The organism is uncultured Apibacter sp. (genome assembly GCF_946479295.1).
GTDB lineage: Bacteria > Bacteroidota > Bacteroidia > Flavobacteriales > Weeksellaceae > Apibacter.
The window spans coordinates 47,986-71,428 of the sequence record NZ_CAMLFD010000004.1 but is presented as its reverse complement, the minus strand read 5'-3'; the positions used below and the strand labels follow the sequence as shown (position 1 = coordinate 71,428).

Sequence of the window (23,443 nt, the reverse complement as noted above, 5' to 3'; positions counted from 1 at the left end):
GTAAGCTAACTATTTTTTTAACCGTTATTTGTAATATTATGAAAAAAGTGAAAAAGGCCGTTATACCGGCTGCTGGCCTAGGTACCAGGTTTTTACCAGCTACAAAAGCATTAGCAAAAGAAATGCTTCCAATTGTAGATAAGCCTACTATACAATTTATAGTAGAAGAGGCAATAAACTCAGGTATAGAGGATATCTTAATAGTGACCGGCAAAGGAAAGCGTCCAATAGAAGATCATTTTGATTCTAATCCAGAATTAGAAGCGAACCTTAGAGAGAAGCATAAAACCGAATTATTAAAATTGGTTGAAGAAACCACAGATATAAATTTACATTTTATAAGACAATCACATCCAAGAGGATTAGGACATGCCGTATTACAAGCAAAAGCATTTGTAGGTAATGAACCTTTTGTGGTAATGCTAGGAGATGATATTATGGAAGATAAAGTTCCATTAACAAAACAATTGATTTTGGATTATGAAAAGACTTATGCTTCTACCATAGCAGTAATGAAAGTTCCTCATGAAGAAACCTCTAAATATGGGATTATTGCTCCAGAAAGAGAAATAGAAAAAGGATTATTCAATGTTCTAAATTTTGTTGAAAAACCTAAGCCGGAAAATGCTCCGAGTGATTTAGCCATTATTGGAAGATATTTATTAACGCCTGAAATATTTAATATATTGGAGAATCAAGCTCCCGGAGCCGGCGGTGAAATCCAATTGACTGATGCTATTGATACCTTAAATAAAATTCAAAGAGTCTTTGCTCGCAATTTTTGCGGAACTCGTTACGATGTTGGAGATAAATTCGGATTTTTAAAGACTAATATTCAATATGGATTAATGCATCCTCAAATTAAAAAAAGTTTGCATAATTATATAATTGAGTTAGGTAAAGAACTTGAAAAAAGTAAAAATTTGGAAAAAGAAAAAATAGTTGCAGATAGTAAGAAATAATAAAATAAAAAATCTTTCAATCCGTTGAAAGATTTTTTTATTTAAATTTGTTACCAATTATAACCATCAAATTGAAATTCCTTTTTGTAAATAAAATACGGATTATTTATCTTTTATTTTCGATACTATTCGTATTTAAAATTCTTTCTTTACAGGAATATATTCACATAGAGCAACATAAGGTAAAAGAAAACAGTCATGATCATTGTAAGCAATGTCATAACATTTTTCATTACGGAAAATATCAAATATTTGATACCTGTGAAGACTTTAATTTTTCTTTCTTACAAAATGGCATATTGTTTAGCCTATCTAATGAGAAATATGCTTATATATTTTATAAAAATATAAGTAAATCCAACCAATTTAATAGACCACCTCCTATACTTTCATAAATAAATAATGCTTATAATCCAGATTTTTAAATACAAACTAATGATCTGCGAATTTACTTTATAATAATATTTATCTTTTAGCAAATATTTTATATTATTTATTATATGGAAAAAACAATAAGAGTTTTTTTTACATGCCTTTTTTTAATATATATTAAGTCTTATGCTCAGTGTACTTTACATTTATCTGGTAAAGTGACGGATATATATACAGGCAGTTCAATAGAGAATGTTACCATTCAAATAATTTCTTCCGAAGGAGAAAAGTTAATTAAAAAAACAGATAGTATAGGGGGATATATAATCAATAATTTATGCGAGGGAAACTATACACTTATAATTTCACATAGAGAATATATCTCAAAAAAAATTGAAATAAAACTAACAACAATTAGTAATAAAGATTTTTCATTAATACGTAATGAAAAAGAGATACAACCGGTTATTGTTATAGGAAAATCTTATGTCAAAACAAGAACAACTGTTGAAAATAAATTATCAAAGAAACAAATTGATGAACTTTTCGAGACAAATTTAGGTACTGCATTGTCCTCAATAGCTGGAGTAAGTATATTAAAAACAGGAAATACTATTGCCAAACCTATCATTCATGGGCTGCATAGTAGTAGAGTTCCGATATTTAATAATGCCATAAGACAAGAAGATCAACAATGGGGAATAGAGCATGCGCCGGATATAGATATTAATATTGCAAATTCTATAACAGTAATTAAAGGTGCCGGAGCCTTGCAATATACCGGTGACGCTACTGGTGGTATTGTTTTAGTTGAACCTAAAAAATTATCAACTAAAGATACATTGATGGGAAAGATGTTAACTTCATATATTTCAAATGGTAAAGGAGGTAATATAACAGCTCAGGTGGAAAAAGGATGGAAAAATGGTTGGGCATATCGATTACAAGGCACTTATAAAAGATCTGGAGATTTATCAGCGCCTCATTACGTCATGTCAAATACAGGACATAAAGAAAACGATTTTTCAACACAAGTGGGCTATAAAAAAGGAAAATATGGGACAGATATTTTCTATAGTTATTTTGGATCTGAAACCGGAATTTTAAAAGCTGCCCACGTCGGTAACATAGAAAATCTTTTGAACGCTATTAATAATAAAAAACCTCTTGTAATTGATGATTTTACTATGAGAATAAATGCACCCAAACAAAAAATTCAGCATAATTTATTAAAGTTCGATGCTTATTATAATTTTATTCTAGGAAAGTTAAACTTGATATATGGATATCAATTCAATAATCGTAAAGAATATGATAATAGAAGAGGGGAGTGGAACGAAAAAGCTGCTCTCAACTTAGATTTAACTACACATACTATTAATTTAGATTTTGAATCAGTTGCAATTAATAAATTCAAGGCCAAAATAGGAAGTTCCTACTTGTATCAAGAAAATTTTCCTAATGCCGGAACCGGAATAAGTCCCTTAATTCCTTTTTATGAGAAGAATAAATATTCATTTTATTGGATAGAATATTTTCATGTAAATAATAATTTAGTTTTAGAAGGAGGAATTCGGTTTGACCATCAAAAGATTGATGCTTTAAAATTTTATAAAAAAAGCAGATGGAATGCATTAGGATACGATAAAAAATATTCAAATAAAATTATTAAAGATACCGGATTAAATTATTTAGTAAATCCGATTCTAAAATTTGATGGATTTGCAGCTACCCTTGGAGCAAAACTAAATTTAGGAATCAGTCATGACATTATATTAAATTATTCGTTAAGTAGCCGTGCTCCTAATCCCAGTGAATTATTTAGTGACGGATTACATCACTCTGCAGCAACTATAGAGTTAGGTGAATTAGGATTAAAAAATGAAAAATCTAACAAAATAATGTCATCTTTTATAGGAAATTTGTTTACCAATAATCTTAATTATGAATTAACATTCTTTTATAATTACATAAATGATTATATAAATTCCATTCCTATCGGCGCGGAATATACTATTAGAGGGGCGTTTCCTGTTTGGCAGTATGTGCAAACCAATGCTGAAATTTATGGAGTTGACATTATGGCAGATTATAAGTTTCTGCCACAACTAAAATTTAACACAAATTTTTCCTATTTAAGAGGTAAAGATTGTACCAATCATTCTTCTTTAATTTCAATGCCGCCGGTAAGATGGATAAATGCAATAGAATATAAAAATCGAAAATGGAAAAATTATTTTGCTAAATTAACCTCTACCTCAGTATTTAAACAAACCCATTATCCGGATACAAATTTTACTGTGGATGTTATAAAAGACGGTACTGAGGTGACAGAATTATTGGATATAAGCTCTCCGCCATCTGCATATCAGCTTTTTGACTTTAATACAGGTTTTTCTCTTGACGTTTCCCCAGTAAATCAATTAGATATATCTTTTGGAATAAAGAATATTTTAGATACGACCTACAGAGACTATATGAATCGATTACGGTATTTTACTGATGAAGTGGGCAGAAGCTATACTATAAAAATACAATATAACTTTTAAAAATTATAATATAAAAGCAAATATATGAAAATTAAAAATTTCACCTTTTTGGTAGTTTTAACATTAATTTTAACCACAATTTTATCGTGTTCATCTGATGATAGAGATAATATTCTAAATTCCATTCCGGAACATGACCATGATGAAATCTCTAAGATAGTATTACGATTTAGAAATAGTGATGATCCGAACTTGATTCGAGAATTTAAATATGAAGTTCCTGATGGGAATACGGAATTCCCAATAACGGATATAAATTTACCTAGAGGAACCTATGAAGCGGAAATAAAATTTTATACCATACATAAAAATCATGAGCATGATGTTACTGATGAGATTTTTATTGATGATGCAGACGATCATTTTGTTTTATACCAGAAAGTAAACTCAAAAGGGCTCAATATTACTTATGCTGATAGTGATAAAATTGATAAATTAGGACAGAAGTTAGGTTATTATACAATCTGGGAAGTAGGAGAGGAAGCAATTTCTAAAATCTACATTTATCTATTACATCAACCGGCAAAAAAAGACCCGAATGTGTCATCTGCAGCATTATTAGGTGGAGAAATTGATTTAGAAGCTCATTTTAATTTAGAAACTCAAAAAAAACAATAAAAAAAATTTTTATACTACAATAAATTTCATACAACTTTTGTTAATAATATAAAAAAATTATAACTGAATTTCATTTATATATTTATTGGTTTATATTTATCACAAAATATAATAGCAAAAGTTGTATGAAATATAATTGTTACTTATTATCCGTTGCAATTTTAATAATCTGTAAAAGTAATGCACAAATTAACGCATGTTGGAAGGTAATATCAGTAAAAAATTACTATAGTTTAGGAATACAAAAAGATGGTACGTTATGGGGATGGGGAAGAAATGATAAAAAACAATTAGGAGACGGATCTGATAAAAATAAGTCTTTTCCATCAGAAGTAGATGTCTCAAAAAATTGGAAAATAATTTGTTCCGGATATAATTATAGTATCGGGATTAAAAATGATAAATCCATGTGGATATGGGGTCATAATGTTAATGGACATTTAAATATTGGTAAGGGTTATACAGAAGCATATCCTACTCAGATTGACCGTTCAAAGTGGAAAAGCGTTTCTGTAGGACAATTTCATTCATTGGCTATTAAAGACAATGGAACTCTATGGGCATGGGGAAGTAATGAAGAAGGACAGTTAGGAGATGGAACTACTGATGATCGTATAAAACCGGTAAAAATTGGAAATGCCAAATGGAAATTAGTTACCGCAGGTTTTAATTTTAGTCTTGGAATACAAGAAGACGGAACGTTGTGGGGATGGGGAAATAATGAAGATGGACAATTAGGTACAGATAGATTTATATATTCTACTATACCCATGCCTATTGGATATAGTAGGTGGAAATATTTAAGTACCGGATTTGACTTTAGCTTAGGAATACAGGAAGATGGAACTCTTTGGGCGTGGGGATATAATGAATTCGGACAATTAGGAGATCAATCTAATAGAGATAAAGATTTTCCTGTACGTATAGGGCATTCAAAATGGAAAATGATTAGTGCCGGTGAATATTATTCTTTAGGAATACAGGAAGATGGAACACTTTGGGGCTGGGGAAAAAATAATAACGGACAAGTTGGAGACGGGACACAGGAGAACAAAAATTATCCTGTTTTATTAGATTATTCAAAATGGGAATCGGTTTCTGCTGGTTATGAGCATAGTTTAGGTATACGTGAAGACGGGAGCTTATGGGGATGGGGTAGAAATGATTTTGGAGAGTTAGGATTGGGAATCGACTTTAGTAGAAATATCCCAACACAGATATCCTCATGCAATTAATATTAGTAGTTAATAATGATCTCTTACATATTCGAGAACTTTTTGAATTTGATTTTTTAGATCCTTGAAAGAATGTTGAAAATTATTGTTCATAAAACTAAAAATCAATACTTTTCCAGAATTTGTTTTTAAATAGCCACTTAAATTATACACTCCCCTCATTGAACCGGTTTTTGCAAAGATGTATGGATTTTTAGACTTAAAATTATTTTTTAATGTACCATTAATACCATTTGTAGGAAATAGATTAATCAATCTTTCATAAGGAAGCTCATTATATAATTTATCCAAAACAAACACAAAATCCATAGGGGTAAAATTATTATATCTAGAAAGACCGGAACCATCAACCCATTTGGGAGTCTGAGGTAAATTATTCAAATAGGTGGAGAGCATATGATTAATGGAGTTTTTACTACTTAACATATTTGTAATGGAGAGACTGCTCATCAGTAAAATTTGCTCAGCAATAAAGTTATCGCTAACAAGCATCATTCTTTTATATAAACTGTCTGATGGAATACTATAGAGAAAATTAATTTTTTCATTCGGCATTTTTTTGCAAAAGAAGATAGGCTTTTCAATTTCAATCTCCAATAATTTTTTTACAAGTGTATCAGATGTTATAAATGGAACTTCTATTTTCTTAGAATTGTAATAATAGAATTCATTTTTTCTTAATTCTCTGGGAAATTCTTTTTTTTGTTTTTTTACCAAATTCATAAAATAATTCGGATAAACTGAATTGTTCTCATTTATGGTTACAGTATTGCCATAAATAGGAAAAACCGTCCTTTCAGGAGAAAAATATTCAGAATAATCTTCCCAAGCCCACCCCGGTCCGTATAAGTGATCATCAAAGTCAGCTGAACAGAAAGCTATCTTTTCAGCTTTTTCCTTTAAAAAATTTAGGACTTTACATTCTTTAAAATAAGATTCTAATAAAGTAGGATCGCCTGTACCGGAAATATATAAAGTATCATTTCTTGAAATATAACGTAAAGAAGGAATGGAATCTTGAATCATTTTTAAACCGGTATATAATGTTAAAATTTTTACATTGGAAGCAGGTATAAAATATTTGTTTCCATTATAATTATAGAGTTCTTTTTTTTCAATAGGATCATACAGATAAAAACCTGTCCAATGATTAAGATAAAATTCGGACTCAAAATGATTATCCAAATATATATTTTGTGAATATATTTGATTCACAATGAAAAAATAAAAAATTATAAGTAATTTTTTTTTCATATTATTATAGTAATAATTTCTAAAATTTATAAATTACTATACAGTAATTATAATTAAATATTTTTTATGTATTTCTTTAGTATGAATCAAAATTACAAATTACCATATAATGAACAAAGGAGCTTTATTAATTTATAAGCTTTATTAACAATAAAAAGATGAATATAGAAGAACTAAGAGAATATTGCTTACAATTTCCTGCAAGTGAAGAATGTTTTCCTTTTGATGATAAAACTTTAGTTTTTAAAGTAAAAGGTAAGATGTTTGCATTAACGTATTTGTATAAATCAGAGTTAAAAGTGAATTTAAAATTTTCAGAAGATTATTGTTTGAAATTGAGAGAGGAATATTCAGAGATTGAACCAGGTTTTCATATGCATAAAAAATATTGGAATACGGTTAATCTTACTGGAAATTTATCTGATGATTTTATAAAAAATCTTATAAAAGTTTCTTATAAAGAAGTAGTTAATAAATTGACAAACAAACAAAGATCTGAGTTGCAAAATTTTGGTAACTAAAAAATCTTATTATATCTTAGCATAATGATAATTACAAATTATATATCATCAGATGTATTAATTCTATATGAAAATGATACCATTGCGAGAGCTGAGCAATTGATGATTGATTTGGGAGTTAGTCATTATCCTGTTATAAATAAAGGAAGAGTAATAGGTAATATAGGTTTGAATATTGTCAGAGATCTTAAAAAGACAGATATTTTAAAAGATCATCTATTAGATTTAGAACAATTTTATTTGTTTGATAATGCTATACTTTTTGATTCTTTGCATGTATTTAGCGAAAATGAGACCAACTTAATACCGATTATATCCTTTAAAGAAGAATTTTTAGGTGTTGTTCTTGAAGAAACCGTGATTGAAGAATTGGCTTCATTTCAGTTTACCACAGAATATGGTGTGTATATGATTATCTCAACACCTATAAAAAAATACTCAACAAGTGAAATAGCTAATATTGTTGAAAGCAATAATGGAAGAATTTTAGGATTGTTATTAGTAAATACGGATGAAGACTCAACACAAATAGTATTAAAATTAAGCGCAGAAAATATCAGTTCCATAGGGGATACTTTCGAAAGATTCGGATATCAGATTTCTAACAAATACTTTGAAGATTCTAAACAAGAACTTTTAAAAGAGAGGTTTGATCAACTGCAAAAATTTATGGAAGTTTAAAAAGTCTAAATTAATGATAGTAGGTGTATATGGAAAAGTAGTTCACCAAGAAGATTATGAACTATATACTGCATTTTTTCGACAATTAGAAGAAAGGCAAATAATTGTTTATGTATATGAAAGTTTCTTAAGCGAATTAAAAGAAGTGCTAGGCTTAAAAAATTTAAACTTCATTTCATTCACTAAAAAAAAGGGTCTTCCTAAAGAGACTAAATTATTATTTACTTTTGGAGGAGATGGAACTATATTATCCACAGTAGCTTATATAAAAGATTCAAATATACCGATTGTAGGCATTAATACTGGTAGATTAGGTTTTTTAGCAACTTTTCAAAAAAATGAGTTTCTAAAAGAATTGCCACGGATATTGGAGAATAATTGCGGAATAAGCGAACGATCCGTATTAGAAGTGAAAAGTACTTTTCATACATTCTTACCCTATGCTATAAATGAAGCAGCAGTGATGCGGAAGAATACTACATCAATGATAACCATTGATGCTTACGTAAATGATGTATTTCTAAATACTTTTTGGGCTGATGGATTAATAATTTCAACACCAACCGGTTCTACAGGTTACTCTTTAAGTTGTGGAGGGCCTATTATATATCCTAAAGCTGACATATTTGTAATAACTCCTATATGTCCACATAATTTAAACGTACGTCCTTTAATATTAAAAGATGATGTGGAAATTAGACTAAAGGTACATAGCCGATCTGACAAATATTCTTTATGCTTAGATTCCAGATACAATACAGTAGGAATAGAAGATGAAATAGTAATTAAAAAAGCTCCATTTACTATTAAGATTGTTAAGTATAAGAATTATTCATATTTTGAAAATCTTAGAGAAAAATTGAAATGGGGAAACGATTCCAGAAATTAGTTATTTTTCCAATTTGCAATATTATATAAAGTATTTTGTTTATAACTTCTTAATATCTTTTAACAAACTCTTTAATCTTATTATTGAATAATATTTAATTTTAATAACTGGATTGAGAACTATAGTTTTAAGTTCAATTATTTGATAATAAGCTAACTAATATAATCATAAGAATATAAAATTTGAACATAAGACATCGTAACCTCTAAAAAGAAAAAATGGTACCGGTTCTTATGAAGGATTTTCTATCTTTTAAAATTAAGTAAATAAAAAATAACAATAAGATAAAAAAATTAAGGATTATGTCAATATTTGATAGAAGAATTAATTACAAACCTTTTGAATACCCTGAAATTTTACAATTTACAGAAGCAATTAATCATGCCTATTGGGTTCATTCAGAAGTAGATTTTACTGCCGATATTCAAGATTTTCATTCACATTTAGAAGATAGAGAAAGAAATTCCATTAAAAATAGCTTATTAGCTATTGCACAGATTGAAGTAGCTGTTAAAAGTTTTTGGGGAAATATTTATCAACATTTTCCAAAACCGGAATTTAACGGATTAGGGAGTACATTTGCTGAATGTGAATTCAGACATTCGGAAGCCTATTCGAGATTATTAGAAGTTTTAGGATATAATAATGAATTTGAAAAATTATTAGAAATACCTGTTATAAGAGAAAGAGTTGAATATTTAGACAATGCTTTAAAATATGCTAAATCTGATGACCGCAAAAAATATGTAGTTTCTCTTATTCTATTTACCATTCTCATTGAAAACGTTTCTTTGTTCAGTCAATTTGCTATTATCTTATCTTTTACGCGTTTTAAGGGACTTATGAAGAATGTAAGCAACATAATTGGCTGGACTTCTGTAGATGAACAAATCCATGCTAATGCTGGAATATATCTCGTTAATAAAATTAAAGAAGAATATCCCGACTTCTTCGATGAAGATACAATAAATCATATCTTGGATACAGTAAAAAAATCTATCATTATTGAAGGAAATATTCTCGATTGGATATTCGAAAAAGGAGAATTAAATACCATTGAAAAAGAAAATCTTATAAATTTTATGAAATTTAGGGTTGATGAAAGCTTACAACAAATCGGTATGGATAGACTTTATAATATAACCTCGGAACAATATAGGCCTATGGCTTGGTTTGAAGAAGAAGTTTTTGCAAATAGCCTAGACGACTTTTTTGCTAAAAGACCTACAGAATATACAAAATACGATAAAAGTATAACTGAAAACGATTTATTTTAAATGGGAGATTTTTATTTAATTAAGGCAAACTTTTTATATCTTGATTTTACATCAACTATTGAAAAAGAAATTGCTACCAATCTTATAGATAAGGACCGTCATGTATTGGTACTAGAAGAATTGGAAAAAATTTTATTCAGTTATCTTACAGATTTTACTTTATCTGAAATATATGAAATGCCTTTTATTGATGAAGATGGAAAAGATAATGGGTATCTTTTAAGAAGGTTAGCAATAAATAAAGAGACTGGGCTGAAAGGAAAATTAGAATTAATGGTTAAAAGATTAGATTAGATAAAATTATGAGTGAAAAACTTTGGTGGAAAAATTCTGAAAGTGAACAGATATTAAATAGAGGATATCTTCTAAAGGGCGAGACGGTGGAAGGAGCTATCGATCGAATAACTTCAGCCGCCGCTCAAAGATTATATAAACCGGAGCTCAAAGAGGCTTTTCAAGAAATGATTGAAAGGGGATGGATGAGCTTAAGTTCTCCTATATGGGCTAATATGGGAACGGAAAGAGGATTGCCTATATCTTGTTTCAATGTTCACATTCCTGATAGCATAGAAGGAATTACTCATAAATTAGGCGAAGTTATTATGCAAACCAAAATTGGAGGAGGAACTTCCGGTTATTTTGGTGCCTTAAGAGAAAGAGGTTCAGCTGTTTCCGACAACGGAAAGAGTAGTGGTGCAGTAAGTTTCATGAAATTATTCGATACCGCTATGGATACGATTTCTCAGGGAGGGGTAAGAAGAGGTGCTTTTGCTGCCTATCTGGATATTGATCATCCGGATATTGAAGAATTTTTATCTATTAGAGATATTGGAAATCCAATACAAAATCTATTTTTCGGTATTTGTGTTCCTGATTATTGGATGCAGGAAATGATTGATGGAGATATTGATAAAAGAAAAATATGGGCGAAAGTTTTAGAAAGTCGTCAACAAAAAGGATTACCCTATATATTTTTTACTGATAATATAAATAAAAATAAACCACAGGTATATAAAGATAAAGGAATGATTATTCATGCTTCAAATCTTTGTTCTGAAATCATGCTTCCTTCTACAGAAGAAGAGTCATTTATCTGTTGTTTATCTTCCATGAATTTAGAATTATATGACGAATGGAAAGATACTGAGGCCGTAAAATTAGCAGTATTTTTCTTGGATGCTGTTTTGCAGGAATTTATCGTAAAAACCGAAGGAAATTATTATCTTTCTTCGGCTAATAAATTCGCTAAAAAACATCGTGCTTTAGGTTTAGGTGTTCTGGGATGGCATTCTTACTTACAGAAAAATATGATTCCTTTTGAAGGAATGGTAGCAAAACAAAAGACAGTTGAAATTTTCAAATATTTACAAGATAAATCTAATAAAGCAAGTGAAGACTTGGCTAGGATTTATGGAGAGCCTGAATTATTGAAAGGATACGGAAGAAGAAACTCTACGCTACTGGCTATTGCTCCAACCACCTCATCTTCGGCAATTTTAGGACAAACATCACCAGGTATAGAACCATTTAGTTCCAACTACTATAAAGCAGGCCTTTCTAAAGGTAACTTTATGCGTAAGAATAAGTATTTGGATATGTTGCTTACTGAAAAAAACATTAATAATGAGGATACATGGAGAAGTATTATGCTCAATGGCGGAAGTGTTCAACATTTAAAAGAGCTGACCTATGAAGAAAAACAAGTTTTTAAAACCTTTAAAGAAATTAGTCAGTTGGAAATTGTACAACAAGCATCAATAAGACAAAAATATGTTGATCAATCACAATCATTAAATTTAAATATACCTGCTGAGCTTCCAGTGAAAGAAGTCAATCGTTTATTAATTGAGGCTTGGAAATTAGGTATTAAAACATTGTACTATCAAAGAAGTCAAAGTGTAGCCAAAGAGTTAGTGCTAAACTTAGTTAATTGCAGCAGTTGTGAATCATAAATAATATTATTTTCTATCATTTATTTTGAAAGACTACTAAAAAGTGTAGTCTTTTTTATTTTAAAAAGGATGCATATTGAATTTATATTTCATGAATAACTTATCTTTGTATTGAATGATCTTATTTTAATAATAGGCTTAAACATACTAATGAAAGATTTTTATAAAATATTGGAAATTGATTCATCAGCCTCATTAAACGAAATAAAAAAATCTTACAGAAGATTAGCTTTACAATTTCATCCTGATAGAAATTTTGATAATAAACTAAATGAAAAAAAAATTATCGATATTATAGAAGCCTACAAAACTTTATCCAATGAAAAATTGCGTAAAAAATATGATTTAATATACAGAAACAAAATTATATCAACTCAACCAATAACTCCTTATGTTTTCTTGAAAAAAATTCAGGATATACGTAAATTTATTTATGATAAAGGTGCTAACAAAGTAAGTAAAAATGCTTTATATAATTGTTTGGAAAAACTTTTGTCCGATAAAAATATTAAATTTTTACATTTAAATGGTACTCATAATATTTTAAAGCAAATAATAGTGGAGGTTTCAAGATGTATAAATTTTTTACAAGATATAGATAAAGATAAAATTATCATCAAACTCTATAAATTAACTGGAGGAAATGATGAAATGATAATATTAGTTAAAGAGACGATCAAACAAAATGAAAATAAATATAATTTTGTAAATAGTATAATTTCAAAATTAACTTATAAATTAAAGAAAATGTTTAATTACTTATATAAATTTAGAATTCCTATTTAAACTTTGTATTTTAGCTTGTAAATTGGGATTTTTAATTAACTGATTAGTAAATAAACAAAAATAATTCTTAACTACTTTAAATGATAATGAATATAAAAATGCGAAAGGTATTTTGTATAATAATATTATTACTTACAATAGGTAGTAATACATTTTTTTCACAAAATAAAAGTAATAGTCAATCAACCTCATCCAATCAAAAGAAAAAAAGTTTAATTTTTGGACCTAAATCTGCAGGAAAAATTAAAGATTTATTTTTTACAAATAAAGGATTTAAATTGCCGGGGAAAATTTTGTCAATAAATTCAATAGCGACCTATACAGAAGTAAATTCGATAGAAGGTTCGGGAAATGTATATTTCTGGGATTTCACTAATAGTTTCCAGATAAGTGCTATATCTGAAGGGGAAGGCGAGAGGGGAAATAATGATAAAATTTCCTTAGTAAGCTTCAATTATGGAGGAATAGGCTCAATTGAATTAGCTAATACGATCATTTTAAATAAATCTACTTTAAATTCAATTGAGAAACAATATCCTAAACGTTTAATAAAATTTAACAATTCAAATTTACCTACCTATAAAATTAAGGATGGTAAAATATTTGCTACTTTTTATTTCAATGAAAAAAATATTTTAATTAGTTTATCAATTTCTGATTATGATTTAGAATTCTAAAATTTGCCATTTTAGGCATTACAAATTAATCAGATTAAATTTTTTAAGAAAATAATATTTTATTCTTTAATCAAAAATTCTTCTTGGTAATATTTATTTGATTTATCAAGATAATATAGTTTATTCCCCGAAATTCTAAATCGAAATCCGTACTTATCTAGGATAAGTATAGAATTATTTTTATCATAACTATAGTTGCCTTTTTCATTAATAATAGGTTCTTTATCTTCCTCAGCAAAAAGTTGGATTTTTAAAGCATAACTTGAATTTCCATATAAAGTCAATTCAACGAAATCACAATCATCGCAGGATATTTGACCTATATAAGTGCCTGTAATAGATTTTGGAATTTCAGATATATGGTTGATTTCTGAATTTTGATATATATTTTTTTTTATCGCAGCTTATAAAAATAATGTTAAAGAAGAATAACATAACATATTTATTAATAGAATAGTTATTCATGGAATAAAAATTTATATTAAGAAAATACTAAAACTTTGTATTAAGGTCAAATTTTTCCAAATAATCAGAAACCTTTTTAGCAAAAGCCCCCCCAAGAGCTCCATCTATAACTCTGTGGTCATAGGTATGGGAAATGATCATCATATTTCGAATTCCGATCATGTCACCCTGTGGAGTTTCAATAACTGCCGGTTTTTTTACAATTGAACCTACTGCCATAATCGCTACTTGAGGTTGATTAATAATGGGAGTTCCGGCAATATTTCCAAAACTACCTATGTTACTTAATGTATAAGTTCCTCCTTTAGTATCTTCAGGTTTTAATTGATTGTTTCTAGCACGAACTGCTAAATCGTTTATAGATCTAGCTAATCCTGACAAACTAAGTTGGTCGGCATTTTTAATTACAGGTACTATTAAATTTCCATTAGGTACAGCGGTTGCAATACCGATATTAATATTTTTCTTTTTTATAATAGTATCTCCGTCAACAGAAATGTTAATTAATGGAAAATCTTTTAAAGCTTTAACTATTGCCTGTATAAACATAGGCATAAAAGTTAATTTTACCCCCTCACGTTGTAAGAAGGTATCTTTATTTTTGTTTCTCCATAATACTAAATTTGTGACATCGCATTCAACAAAAGAGGTAACATGAGCAGATATTTGTCTGCTTTGAAGCATATTTTTGGAAATTAGCTTACGCATTCTATCCATTTCAATAATCTCATCCGAATCAGATATGGATGAGGAGGTAGATAAGAATGAGGAATCAAGTGCTTCACTTGTTTTTTCTATAGCTGTTTGGGTATTTTTATCTTTTAAATAAGAAAGTAAATCTTCTTTAGTAATTCTTCCATTCAACCCTGTACCCTGTATTTTTTCAATTTCCGATAGTGATATATTTTCCTTTTTACAAATTGAACGAATCAAAGGAGAATAAAATCTATCTTGTGTTGAGCTAATAGGTTGCAAAGTCGAGTTAGAGAGTATAGGTTTTACCAGTTCTTCAGTGATTATTTCATCAGTAAATGAAGTAGTAATTGTTAAATCGTCATCTTTTTGTAAGGATAATTCAGATTTAAAAGATGTTGAACTTTTATCGGTATTATCGATTTCTAATATTGCAAAAGCTTCTCCTATTTTACAAATATCATTTACTTCTTTAAGTTTTTTTAGTAATTTTCCTGAAATGGAGGAGGGCACATCCGAATCGACCTTATCAGTAGCGATTCCAACAATTGTTTCATCCTCTTCTATATAATCTCCTTCATTTTTTGCCCATTCGGTAATAGTAGCTTCCATTATACCTTCTCCCATAGGAGGTAATATAAGTTTATATTCAGCCATAGTTAATAATTAGAAAGACAAAACTAGGAAAAAAATATGGAACGACTTCAAAATTTTTATATCATACTAATAAAATGTTAAAATAAAATAAAATTTTTGATAAAAATTATATGAAAAATTATAAATTTGTTTGGCTAACCCATTCTCTGTTATTAATTATGAATTATAAGTTAAGTATAAAACAATTATTACTTAGACTATTGTTTTTGTTAATTAGTTATCAAATATGTAGAATAATATTCTATCTATTCAATAAAAATTGTTTTATTGGCGTAAATGTAACTGAATTCATTGGGGGGATAAGATACGATTTGTCAGCTATATTTTTTAGTAATATAGTAGTTATCATATTAAGTACAGTGCCCGGAAATTTTAAGTATAATAAAAATTATCAAAAAATACTTAAAATACTATTTTTTGCAATAAATGCACTATGTATAGGTGTAAATGTAATTGATATAAAGTATTATATATTTACAAATAAGAGAAGTACATATGCTTTAATTACAGCTTCAGGAATGGAAGGAGACATTCTAAGATTAATTCCTGTCTATTTGTTAGAATATTGGTATATGTTTTTAGGTTATATTTTAGCAATGTATGTGTTTTGGAAATGCATACCAGAAATAACATTTAAAGAAAAGAAAAAGCTGGGTATTAAAGATCTTACTATAAGTTCATTGTTTTTTTTAATTTTTGTTGGATTAATTGTAATAGGTGGAAGAGGAGGATTACAAAGAGCTCCAATAAAGACCGTGGATGCTATAAATTATGCAAATTATCCACAGAATACCGCAGTTGTTTTAAACACTGCTTATACAATTCTAAAAACAATTTCTAAAAGGGATAATTTAGATAAAAAAAATTATTTTACTTCTCAAATGGTTAATAAAATTTATCAGCCTATCATTGATATAAAAAATGAAAATAATTTAAAAAAGAAGAATTTAGTAATTATTATTCTGGAAAGTTTCGGAAAAGAAAATATATATAAAAAATTTGGAGATAAGCAATTGACTCCCTTTTTAGATTCATTGCTTACACAAGGCAGATACTATACCAATGCATTTGCAAATGGCTTTAAATCTATAGATGCAGTACCTTCAGTAATCACTTCAATTCCTTGTTTAATGGAAGTATCATATATATCTTCACCTTATTGTTTTAATAAGGTAGATGGATTTAATACCATCTTAAAAAAGCAAGGGTATAATACTTCTTTTTTTCATGGAGCATTTAACGGAAGTCAGAATTTTAATGAATTTGCCCGAATATCAGGGTATGATAGCTATTATGGTAGAAATGAATATAAAGGAAATGAAGGATATGACGGAGTTTGGGGAATTTTTGATGAAGAATTTTTACAATTTGCAATCCGTAATTTTAACACATTTAAACAGCCGTTCTTTTCAACAATTTTTACGATATCTTCACATTCTCCCTATACTATTCCTAAAAAATATGAAAATAAATTTCCAAAAGGAGATAGAGAAATTCATGAAAGTATAGCTTATGCAGATTTTGCTTTAAGAAAATTTTTTCAAACCGCTAAAAAGCAACCATGGTATTCAAATACTGTATTTGTACTAACACCCGATCATACAAGTAGAGGAGGACAAAAAGGCGAATACTTTTCGACTGAAATAGGTAATTATTCAATTCCAATATTGTTATTTGATCCTTCAAATCCAAATTTAAAAGGCACAGAAGATAAATTACTAGGACAAATTGATATATTTCCTGAAGTTTTAACTTATCTCGGCTACACTGGAAAAGTTTTTTCTTTCGGAAATGCCGTTGAAAATAAGGATAGGATAGTAGCAAATTACAATGAAGGAATTTATAGATTTTTAATCAATCAATATTATATAGTTTTTGATGGTAAAAAAATAGTAAGTGTATATGATTACAAAAAAGACAGCTTGTTAAAAAATAAAATTTCAATTTATCCTGAAGAACAATTTCAAATTAAAATAAAATCATATATTCAACAATATAATAATAGGTTAATAGATAACAAACTATCATTATAAATTCATATAATTAAATCGATTACAAAACCTTCATGATTTCTTACATTAAATACCATATTATTATCAAATAGTAAATATTGTCCTTTAATACCTTTGAGAATTCCATCAAATTCGAATGTCTTTTTGAGATTTATAGAATTAATCTTTGAAGGATAAGCAATAACAGGATATTGAAAATTAAAAATTTCATTATCATCAGATATAAAATTTATTAAATTTTCCGGTATGTATTCAATAAGTCGATTTTTAATCGAAGATAAATCTATATATGGGGTTAGTTCACTCAACATTTTTCTAAAATTAGTTTTATCTGAGATATGATTTTTTAGTATGGATTCAATTACTCCAGCTTCATATCTATTGTCTGTTTCCGCTAATTTTATAGCATATTCTGCTCCTTGATCAATCCATCGAATTGGGATTTGTGATTTTCTAGTTACTCCCACTTTCACCCCTCCAGAGTTGGCTAAATATACTATATGAGGTTGAAGTTGCGCATTGGATTCGACTATTAAATCTCGATCTTCTTTACCAAGATGAGCTTTAGATAATTCTGGTCTAATTATCCATTCTCCTGCATAAGGAGAAGTGAAATAGCAATTTTTACAATATCCCATGGCAAATATTTCTTTGTCAAGTCCACATCCTAGGCATTCATAATGATCGAATCGTATTTTAATTTTTTTATCTAAAAGTTGGTTTAAAATAATTATTTCTTGATTAAAATTTAAATAGTATTGAATCGGAGAATCATATTCAGTAATCATTTTTGTAAGTAGCCCAGAGAAATGCATAAGAAATATATTTATAACTGTTTGATAAAAAATGAATTATTGGTACTTGCAAATATAGAAATATGTAATTATTTAATAGTACATAGTTCAGTTTATTTTAAAGATTATAGATGAAAAATTATGAATTTATTCGTTATTTATAATTTTTAATATAAACTTTATAAATTTATATTAACAAAACAAAAGATTCTTACATTTTAAAAATAATTCAAAAAAATATTTAGTATGAAAGGTTTTTTTATATCTTTACCTAATTATTTATAATGATCACAAAAGTTAGTTAATTGTGTACAATACATACTTAAATATTATGAATAAAAGGTTATTAGATTTTTATTTAATTTTCTTAGGATTATTTCCATTTTTTCTCATGACAAGTTGTGGAACTTCTAAAAAAACAGTAGCGGAAAATAGGGAAATAGAGATAAATGTAAATAACAATGAAAATGATAATATAGCTGAAATTAAAAAAATAGTGAAAGTTGATGAAAAAACTGCAACTAAAAACCCTAAAGGAAAATTAGATAGGATAATGGTTTATTTGGGAGATGAAAGTGTTGAAAAATGGCAATTAGTTAAATTTAATTCTCAAAATGCCTCAGAATTTTATGAAAATTTACCTATGATGAGATTTGATGAACCCTGGAAACAGATTTATGGAACTACGGGTTGCAACAAATTTACAGCTTATTATACTAAAGAGAATTCTTTTTTTGACTTAACTAGATTATCATTCACTGAATTACCTTGTAATCAAGATGAAAAACAGTTTCTTAATGCATTACAGAATGCGGATGAAATTAGAGAGGGAGATTCTATTTTATCTTTTCATACCGGTGGCCAGGAAACTTTAGTTTTTGAAAAATATTAAATATAGAATAATCATAAATAATGATGAGCTTTATGTTTTTGCGTGAATCTTTTATACTTATATAATTTCTTCTTTATATATTGAAACATCTATCGTTCTCCGATTAATACGAGTTAATACTTCTTTTAAATTTTTATAATTTCTATATATAAAATTTACATCGTTAATCATTAAGTTATTAGTACTTAAAATATATCCGCATAATACTTGATTTTTAATTTCAAATTTTAACTTTATCGGAAATTTAAATTCGTTTTTTATTTTTAAATCTTTGCTTCCAAATATAACTTCTGCATCGGCACCTAGTGGATAGGTTCGTACACTATTATCAAAAATATAATTACTATGGTGATGTCTTTCCATAATAGTTAAACCACTTATTAATGATAAATAATAAATAATACTTGAAAATAGCTCATATTCATTATTTCTAGCAGAACTATATTCTATCGAAGGTTTTCCAATAACTTTCCAAAAAGAGAATATTTGCTTAGGTTTAATCACAACATTATTAATTAATTTTTGAATTTTAAAAATAGTTTCCAATGCAATACCTTGAGAGGGAAATTTATTATTAAGAATAGTATATTCTAAAAATGTCTCATGAGGATATATACATGGATCATTATTTAGTTGTTTGGCATAAGAATTAAAAGAAAAATGTTTTAATAATTTTTTTAATTTATGCATTTGGTCTTAAATTATTATATATAATATTGATTAAATTTAACAAAAAATAATATATTGAAGACTTATATTTGAATTAATTTTACACAAGTTAAGATTTATGAAAAACATTTCTACTTCGAAAATTTTTATACTTTGTCCTGCAAATAATTCTACAGGTGGGCCGGAAGCTCTACATCAATTAAGTCATAAATTAAGGACAAAATTAAATTTAGATGCTAAAATGTATTATATACAAAAAAAATCTAACATAGATCCTAAGCCGAAAGTATATAATATATATGATACGTTAGAAATAGATACCATTGAAGACCACTCAGATAATATAATTATAATACCGGAATCTCTTACCAATTATATTTATAAATTCGATAAAAGTAAAAAGATTATATGGTGGTTGAGTGTTGATTTCTATTCTATTTGCATGAAAAATAGGCATAGAGGATTAAAGTTTTATTTATCAAAATATATTAAAGGTAAAAAAGAGGATAAAGAATATTATTTTGAAAATCTTCCGAATGTATATCATTGGGCTCAATCGTATCGATCTTATTTATTTCTATTGAAGAATAAAGTACCTGTAAATAAGATATCATTTATCTGTGATTATGTCAATCCTCTTTTTTTTAAGATAAGTAGTAAAGAGAATAGTACAGAATTCAAAGAAAATATCATTATTTATAATCCTAAAAAAAATAAAAGGGAAATACGTAAATTAATAAATAAAATCTCACAATTTAAATGGATAGCCATAAAAAATATGACTCCGATGGAAGTCGTAGATACCATGAATAAAGCAAAAATTTACGTTGATTTTGGATATAATCCAGGCAGAGATAAAATGTTGAGAGAATCTTCAGTCATGAATTGTATAATAATATCCGGTAAAGGAGGATCTTCGTTATATCAAAAAGATTTAAATATTCCAGAGGAATATAAATTTGAATTTATTAAAGAAAATTATTCTAAAATTATTTCTAAAATAGAACAATCCATTGAAAATTATGAAAAATATATTGTAGATTTTGTTGAATATAGAAAAGAAGTTTTGGAGGAAGAAACGCAATTTGAAAATAAGTTAAAAGTTATTTTTTCAAAATAAAAAAAGTTAAAATGATATCAGTTATAATACCTATTTACAATGTAGAAAAATATCTTGGAAAATGTTTAGATTCCATAATAAAACAAACCTATACCAATTTAGAAATATTATTAATTAATGATGGGTCTACTGATTCAAGTGGGACTATTTGTGATGAATATGCTAAAAAAGATTCAAGAATCAGGGTTATTCATCAAATCAATAAAGGTTTATCTGTGGCTAGAAATAAAGGTTTGGATGAAGCTAAAGGTGATTATATCGGATTTATAGATCCTGATGATATAATATCTCCTGAATTTTACAAAATACTACATAAAAATTTAGTTGAAACAGATAGCGATATTTCTTTATGTAATTTTCATAGTTTTACCGATATTAAAGAAATAAATGTAAATGTAAATAAAAATTATTTTAAAAGTATAACCTATAATGGGGCTGATTTTATTGAAAGTTTTAGATATAAGAATGATACGGTTCGTTATGTAGTCGTATGGAATAAACTTTACAAAAAAAAAATATGGGATAATTTACGATTTCCGGTTGATGTTAGAATAAGTGAAGATGAGTATGTTTGGTATAAATGTTTTTACAAGTCAAATAGGATAATTGAAATTGATCTAATGCTTTATTATTATTTTAAAAGAGATGATAGCATAACCAATAGAGTATATCAAGAATATTCATTTAAGAAAGAGATTTCTTATATTGAAGCATTAAAAGATAGAATTTATTTTTGTGAAAATAATAATTTAACTAAATTTTTAAATAATACTCGAATTTATAGAAATAAATTACTTAGAAAAATATATATAACAACGCCTCAAAATAAAGTTCCGGAATATATCAAAACAGAAATTTATAAAAATCTAAAATATATACCATATATTAAAAGAGTAAAAATATACTTGAAAAATATTTTCAAATAGAATATTTATGTTCACATATACTATCATAATACCTCATAAAAATACGCCACAATTATTGCAAAGATGTTTAGATTCAATCCCGATAAGAGTAGATATTCAAATAATAATTGTAGATGATTTTAGTGATTCAACTATTGTAGATTTTAATAACTTTCCAGGTAGCAATAGATCAAATGTTGAAATTTACTTAACCAAAGAAGGAAAAGGGGCTGGCTATGCGAGAAATGTTGGACTAACAAAGGCTAAAGGTAAGTGGATTTTGTTTGCAGATTCTGATGATTTTTTTAATAAAAATTTTATTGAGCAAACAGATAAATATATAAATGGAAATAACGATATAATTTATTTTTTGGCTAATAGTGTAGATAGTGACAGTTTAGTTAGTGCAGAAAGACATCTATATTTAGTTAAAACACGTAAAAAATATTATAAGAAATTAAAATCAGATAGATCTAAAGCAAAAGATCAATTAATTTATAAAAATTGGGAGGCTTTTGCTAAGATGTTCAGAAGAAGTTTCATTGAAAAAAATAAATTAAATTTTGAGGAAGTAAAAGTAGGTGAAGATGCATTATTTGTTATTAAAGCAGGAAAATTATCCAATAATTATGCAGTGGATGACTTTCCCATTTATTGTATTACTTATAGAAATACTAGTGTATGTTATAAATTAGATACAGAAAATGAATTTGATAATATGTTTATGGCTAAAATTAGAATAAATAATTATTTAATGAAAATGAATAAAAGTAAATTTACTGTTGATCTTGATAAGGACTTGCTATTATCTTATAATTACGGAGGTAAGAGAAAAATGAAACAAACTTTTAAATTAATAGGTAATAATAAAAATAAAATGCGTTTTAAAACCTATTTAAAATATTATTTAAAATTATTTTTCTTTTAATAAAATATATTGGCTAAATAAGGGAAATTATTTAATATAAAATATTTTTTTCTTAGTTCTTAATAAATTTTTAATGTATAGAATTTCATTTTTTTTAGAATTAGTTTTTTCATGTTTTTTTTAGATAGGTTTTCATAATAATTATCTAAAAAATATATTCTTTGCTGTAATGTTACGTTAAATTGTATAAATATTAATATTGATAAATTTTATGAAAATTCCTTATTAAATTAAGAGTTTCAATATAATTTGGATATTTTTGAATTATTTTTTATTTATCTTTAGAACTCATAATGCTATCCGCTCTTTGAAAATAATAATTTAAAGATTCAAGTGTCATATTTATGTAATCACATTTATGAAATACCTCATATATAATACATTCATCCTCATGATATTTACCTTTGATAAATCTTAAATTATCCCATAATTCCCTTATATATAATTTGTTTAACATTACGATAGTTTGAGGTACATATGCATAATTATAAAAATCATTTAAGATATAATCCTTTGGAATCATAAATCAAAATTA

General features: G+C 27.1%; 22 protein-coding genes. 17 read left to right on the top strand and 5 right to left on the bottom strand.

Annotation, left to right across the window (positions count from 1 at the left end; genetic code table 11):
* Window positions 1-38: 38 nt before the first annotated feature.
* From galU to Q0T35_RS04605, 4 genes are all read left to right on the top strand, one after another.
* A complete protein-coding gene (gene galU / locus Q0T35_RS04620) occupies window positions 39-962 on the top strand; it encodes a UTP--glucose-1-phosphate uridylyltransferase GalU (RefSeq protein WP_293917388.1) in 924 nt (307 codons plus the stop codon).
* A 500-nt stretch (window positions 963-1,462) separates the two neighbouring features.
* Complete coding sequence (locus tag Q0T35_RS04615) at window positions 1,463-3,883, top strand: TonB-dependent receptor (RefSeq protein WP_293917386.1); 2,421 nt, start codon at window positions 1,463-1,465, stop codon at window positions 3,881-3,883.
* A 24-nt stretch (window positions 3,884-3,907) separates the two neighbouring features.
* Window positions 3,908-4,501: a hypothetical protein gene (locus Q0T35_RS04610; RefSeq protein WP_295841153.1), complete on the top strand. Its 594-nt coding sequence runs from the start codon at window positions 3,908-3,910 to the stop codon at window positions 4,499-4,501.
* A 125-nt stretch (window positions 4,502-4,626) separates the two neighbouring features.
* Window positions 4,627-5,736, top strand: a complete 1,110-nt coding sequence (locus tag Q0T35_RS04605; protein ID WP_293917382.1) for a hypothetical protein — start codon at window positions 4,627-4,629, stop codon at window positions 5,734-5,736.
* A gap of 9 nt (window positions 5,737-5,745) precedes the next feature.
* Here the strand turns inward: Q0T35_RS04605 and Q0T35_RS04600 are convergent, their stop codons facing one another.
* Window positions 5,746-6,951: a D-alanyl-D-alanine carboxypeptidase gene (locus tag Q0T35_RS04600; protein WP_293917380.1), complete on the bottom strand. Its 1,206-nt coding sequence runs from the start codon at window positions 6,949-6,951 to the stop codon at window positions 5,746-5,748.
* Window positions 6,952-7,148: 197 nt separating this feature from the next.
* Here Q0T35_RS04600 and Q0T35_RS04595 point away from each other — a divergent pair, with 197 nt between their 5' ends.
* The 8 genes from Q0T35_RS04595 (at window position 7,149) to Q0T35_RS04560 (ending at window position 13,773) form a co-directional block, all read left to right on the top strand.
* A complete protein-coding gene (locus tag Q0T35_RS04595) occupies window positions 7,149-7,511 on the top strand; it encodes an MmcQ/YjbR family DNA-binding protein (protein ID WP_295841152.1) in 363 nt (120 codons plus the stop codon).
* Between the two features lie 24 nt (window positions 7,512-7,535).
* On the top strand, window positions 7,536-8,192 hold the full coding sequence (locus Q0T35_RS04590; RefSeq protein WP_293917375.1) for a CBS domain-containing protein: 657 nt from the start codon (window positions 7,536-7,538) through the stop codon (window positions 8,190-8,192).
* A 13-nt stretch (window positions 8,193-8,205) separates the two neighbouring features.
* Window positions 8,206-9,081: an NAD kinase gene (locus tag Q0T35_RS04585; RefSeq protein ID WP_293917374.1), complete on the top strand. Its 876-nt coding sequence runs from the start codon at window positions 8,206-8,208 to the stop codon at window positions 9,079-9,081.
* 302 nt (window positions 9,082-9,383) lie between these two features.
* The gene (locus tag Q0T35_RS04580; protein ID WP_293917372.1) at window positions 9,384-10,358 is read left to right on the top strand and encodes a ribonucleotide-diphosphate reductase subunit beta; all 975 of its coding nucleotides are present in this window, start codon (window positions 9,384-9,386) and stop codon (window positions 10,356-10,358) included.
* The gene (locus Q0T35_RS04575) at window positions 10,359-10,652 is read left to right on the top strand and encodes a hypothetical protein (protein ID WP_295841151.1); all 294 of its coding nucleotides are present in this window, start codon (window positions 10,359-10,361) and stop codon (window positions 10,650-10,652) included.
* Between the two features lie 8 nt (window positions 10,653-10,660).
* Window positions 10,661-12,310, top strand: coding sequence for a ribonucleoside-diphosphate reductase subunit alpha (locus tag Q0T35_RS04570; RefSeq protein WP_293917370.1), 1,650 nt, complete (start codon window positions 10,661-10,663; stop codon window positions 12,308-12,310).
* Window positions 12,311-12,460: 150 nt separating this feature from the next.
* Entirely contained in the window at window positions 12,461-13,096 is a 636-nt protein-coding gene (locus tag Q0T35_RS04565) for a DnaJ domain-containing protein (RefSeq protein ID WP_295841150.1), read from the top strand.
* Between the two features lie 98 nt (window positions 13,097-13,194).
* Window positions 13,195-13,773 (top strand): hypothetical protein, encoded by a 579-nt coding sequence (locus Q0T35_RS04560; RefSeq protein WP_293917366.1) that lies wholly within the window; start codon window positions 13,195-13,197, stop codon window positions 13,771-13,773.
* A gap of 59 nt (window positions 13,774-13,832) precedes the next feature.
* On the opposite strand, the gene Q0T35_RS04555 is transcribed toward Q0T35_RS04560, so the two are convergent.
* A complete protein-coding gene (locus Q0T35_RS04555; protein WP_295841210.1) occupies window positions 13,833-14,087 on the bottom strand; it encodes a copper resistance protein NlpE N-terminal domain-containing protein in 255 nt (84 codons plus the stop codon).
* A gap of 178 nt (window positions 14,088-14,265) precedes the next feature.
* Complete coding sequence (locus Q0T35_RS04550; protein WP_295841149.1) at window positions 14,266-15,588, bottom strand: dihydrolipoamide acetyltransferase family protein; 1,323 nt, start codon at window positions 15,586-15,588, stop codon at window positions 14,266-14,268.
* Window positions 15,589-15,698: 110 nt separating this feature from the next.
* Here Q0T35_RS04550 and Q0T35_RS04545 point away from each other — a divergent pair, with 110 nt between their 5' ends.
* Window positions 15,699-17,621 (top strand): LTA synthase family protein, encoded by a 1,923-nt coding sequence (locus tag Q0T35_RS04545; protein WP_295841148.1) that lies wholly within the window; start codon window positions 15,699-15,701, stop codon window positions 17,619-17,621.
* A gap of 2 nt (window positions 17,622-17,623) precedes the next feature.
* Here the strand turns inward: Q0T35_RS04545 and Q0T35_RS04540 are convergent, their stop codons facing one another.
* Entirely contained in the window at window positions 17,624-18,415 is a 792-nt protein-coding gene (locus Q0T35_RS04540) for a DUF2797 domain-containing protein (protein WP_295841146.1), read from the bottom strand.
* Between the two features lie 310 nt (window positions 18,416-18,725).
* Here Q0T35_RS04540 and Q0T35_RS04535 point away from each other — a divergent pair, with 310 nt between their 5' ends.
* Window positions 18,726-19,286, top strand: a complete 561-nt coding sequence (locus Q0T35_RS04535; protein WP_293917353.1) for an META domain-containing protein — start codon at window positions 18,726-18,728, stop codon at window positions 19,284-19,286.
* A gap of 57 nt (window positions 19,287-19,343) precedes the next feature.
* Here the strand turns inward: Q0T35_RS04535 and Q0T35_RS04530 are convergent, their stop codons facing one another.
* Complete coding sequence (locus Q0T35_RS04530; RefSeq protein ID WP_295841144.1) at window positions 19,344-19,976, bottom strand: VanW family protein; 633 nt, start codon at window positions 19,974-19,976, stop codon at window positions 19,344-19,346.
* 97 nt (window positions 19,977-20,073) lie between these two features.
* On the opposite strand from Q0T35_RS04530, the gene Q0T35_RS04525 reads away from it, so the two are divergent.
* From Q0T35_RS04525 to Q0T35_RS04515, 3 genes are read left to right on the top strand one after another with little or no spacing between them, the layout of a single operon-like run.
* The gene (locus tag Q0T35_RS04525) at window positions 20,074-21,075 is read left to right on the top strand and encodes a hypothetical protein (RefSeq protein WP_295841143.1); all 1,002 of its coding nucleotides are present in this window, start codon (window positions 20,074-20,076) and stop codon (window positions 21,073-21,075) included.
* Between the two features lie 11 nt (window positions 21,076-21,086).
* Complete coding sequence (locus Q0T35_RS04520; RefSeq protein ID WP_295841142.1) at window positions 21,087-22,001, top strand: glycosyltransferase; 915 nt, start codon at window positions 21,087-21,089, stop codon at window positions 21,999-22,001.
* Between the two features lie 7 nt (window positions 22,002-22,008).
* Complete coding sequence (locus tag Q0T35_RS04515; RefSeq protein WP_293917343.1) at window positions 22,009-22,908, top strand: glycosyltransferase family 2 protein; 900 nt, start codon at window positions 22,009-22,011, stop codon at window positions 22,906-22,908.
* The last annotated feature ends 535 nt before the right edge of the window (window positions 22,909-23,443 follow it).

What these genes read in the sequence shown, in the direction of transcription:
- galU (WP_293917388.1), top strand. Translation starts at nt 39, where the DNA reads ATGAAAAAAGTGAAAAAGGCCGTTATACCGGCTGCTGGCCTAGGTACC.
- Q0T35_RS04615 (WP_293917386.1), top strand. Translation starts at nt 1,463, where the DNA reads ATGGAAAAAACAATAAGAGTTTTTTTTACATGCCTTTTTTTAATATAT.
- Q0T35_RS04610 (WP_295841153.1), top strand. Translation starts at nt 3,908, where the DNA reads ATGAAAATTAAAAATTTCACCTTTTTGGTAGTTTTAACATTAATTTTA.
- Q0T35_RS04605 (WP_293917382.1), top strand. Translation starts at nt 4,627, where the DNA reads ATGAAATATAATTGTTACTTATTATCCGTTGCAATTTTAATAATCTGT.
- Q0T35_RS04595 (WP_295841152.1), top strand. Translation starts at nt 7,149, where the DNA reads ATGAATATAGAAGAACTAAGAGAATATTGCTTACAATTTCCTGCAAGT.
- Q0T35_RS04590 (WP_293917375.1), top strand. Translation starts at nt 7,536, where the DNA reads ATGATAATTACAAATTATATATCATCAGATGTATTAATTCTATATGAA.
- Q0T35_RS04585 (WP_293917374.1), top strand. Translation starts at nt 8,206, where the DNA reads ATGATAGTAGGTGTATATGGAAAAGTAGTTCACCAAGAAGATTATGAA.
- Q0T35_RS04580 (WP_293917372.1), top strand. Translation starts at nt 9,384, where the DNA reads ATGTCAATATTTGATAGAAGAATTAATTACAAACCTTTTGAATACCCT.
- Q0T35_RS04575 (WP_295841151.1), top strand. Translation starts at nt 10,359, where the DNA reads ATGGGAGATTTTTATTTAATTAAGGCAAACTTTTTATATCTTGATTTT.
- Q0T35_RS04570 (WP_293917370.1), top strand. Translation starts at nt 10,661, where the DNA reads ATGAGTGAAAAACTTTGGTGGAAAAATTCTGAAAGTGAACAGATATTA.
- Q0T35_RS04565 (WP_295841150.1), top strand. Translation starts at nt 12,461, where the DNA reads ATGAAAGATTTTTATAAAATATTGGAAATTGATTCATCAGCCTCATTA.
- Q0T35_RS04560 (WP_293917366.1), top strand. Translation starts at nt 13,195, where the DNA reads ATGCGAAAGGTATTTTGTATAATAATATTATTACTTACAATAGGTAGT.
- Q0T35_RS04550 (WP_295841149.1), bottom strand. Translation starts at nt 15,588, where the DNA reads ATGGCTGAATATAAACTTATATTACCTCCTATGGGAGAAGGTATAATG.
- Q0T35_RS04545 (WP_295841148.1), top strand. Translation starts at nt 15,699, where the DNA reads ATGAAAAATTATAAATTTGTTTGGCTAACCCATTCTCTGTTATTAATT.
- Q0T35_RS04540 (WP_295841146.1), bottom strand. Translation starts at nt 18,415, where the DNA reads ATGCATTTCTCTGGGCTACTTACAAAAATGATTACTGAATATGATTCT.
- Q0T35_RS04535 (WP_293917353.1), top strand. Translation starts at nt 18,726, where the DNA reads ATGAATAAAAGGTTATTAGATTTTTATTTAATTTTCTTAGGATTATTT.
- Q0T35_RS04530 (WP_295841144.1), bottom strand. Translation starts at nt 19,976, where the DNA reads ATGCATAAATTAAAAAAATTATTAAAACATTTTTCTTTTAATTCTTAT.
- Q0T35_RS04525 (WP_295841143.1), top strand. Translation starts at nt 20,074, where the DNA reads ATGAAAAACATTTCTACTTCGAAAATTTTTATACTTTGTCCTGCAAAT.
- Q0T35_RS04520 (WP_295841142.1), top strand. Translation starts at nt 21,087, where the DNA reads ATGATATCAGTTATAATACCTATTTACAATGTAGAAAAATATCTTGGA.
- Q0T35_RS04515 (WP_293917343.1), top strand. Translation starts at nt 22,009, where the DNA reads ATGTTCACATATACTATCATAATACCTCATAAAAATACGCCACAATTA.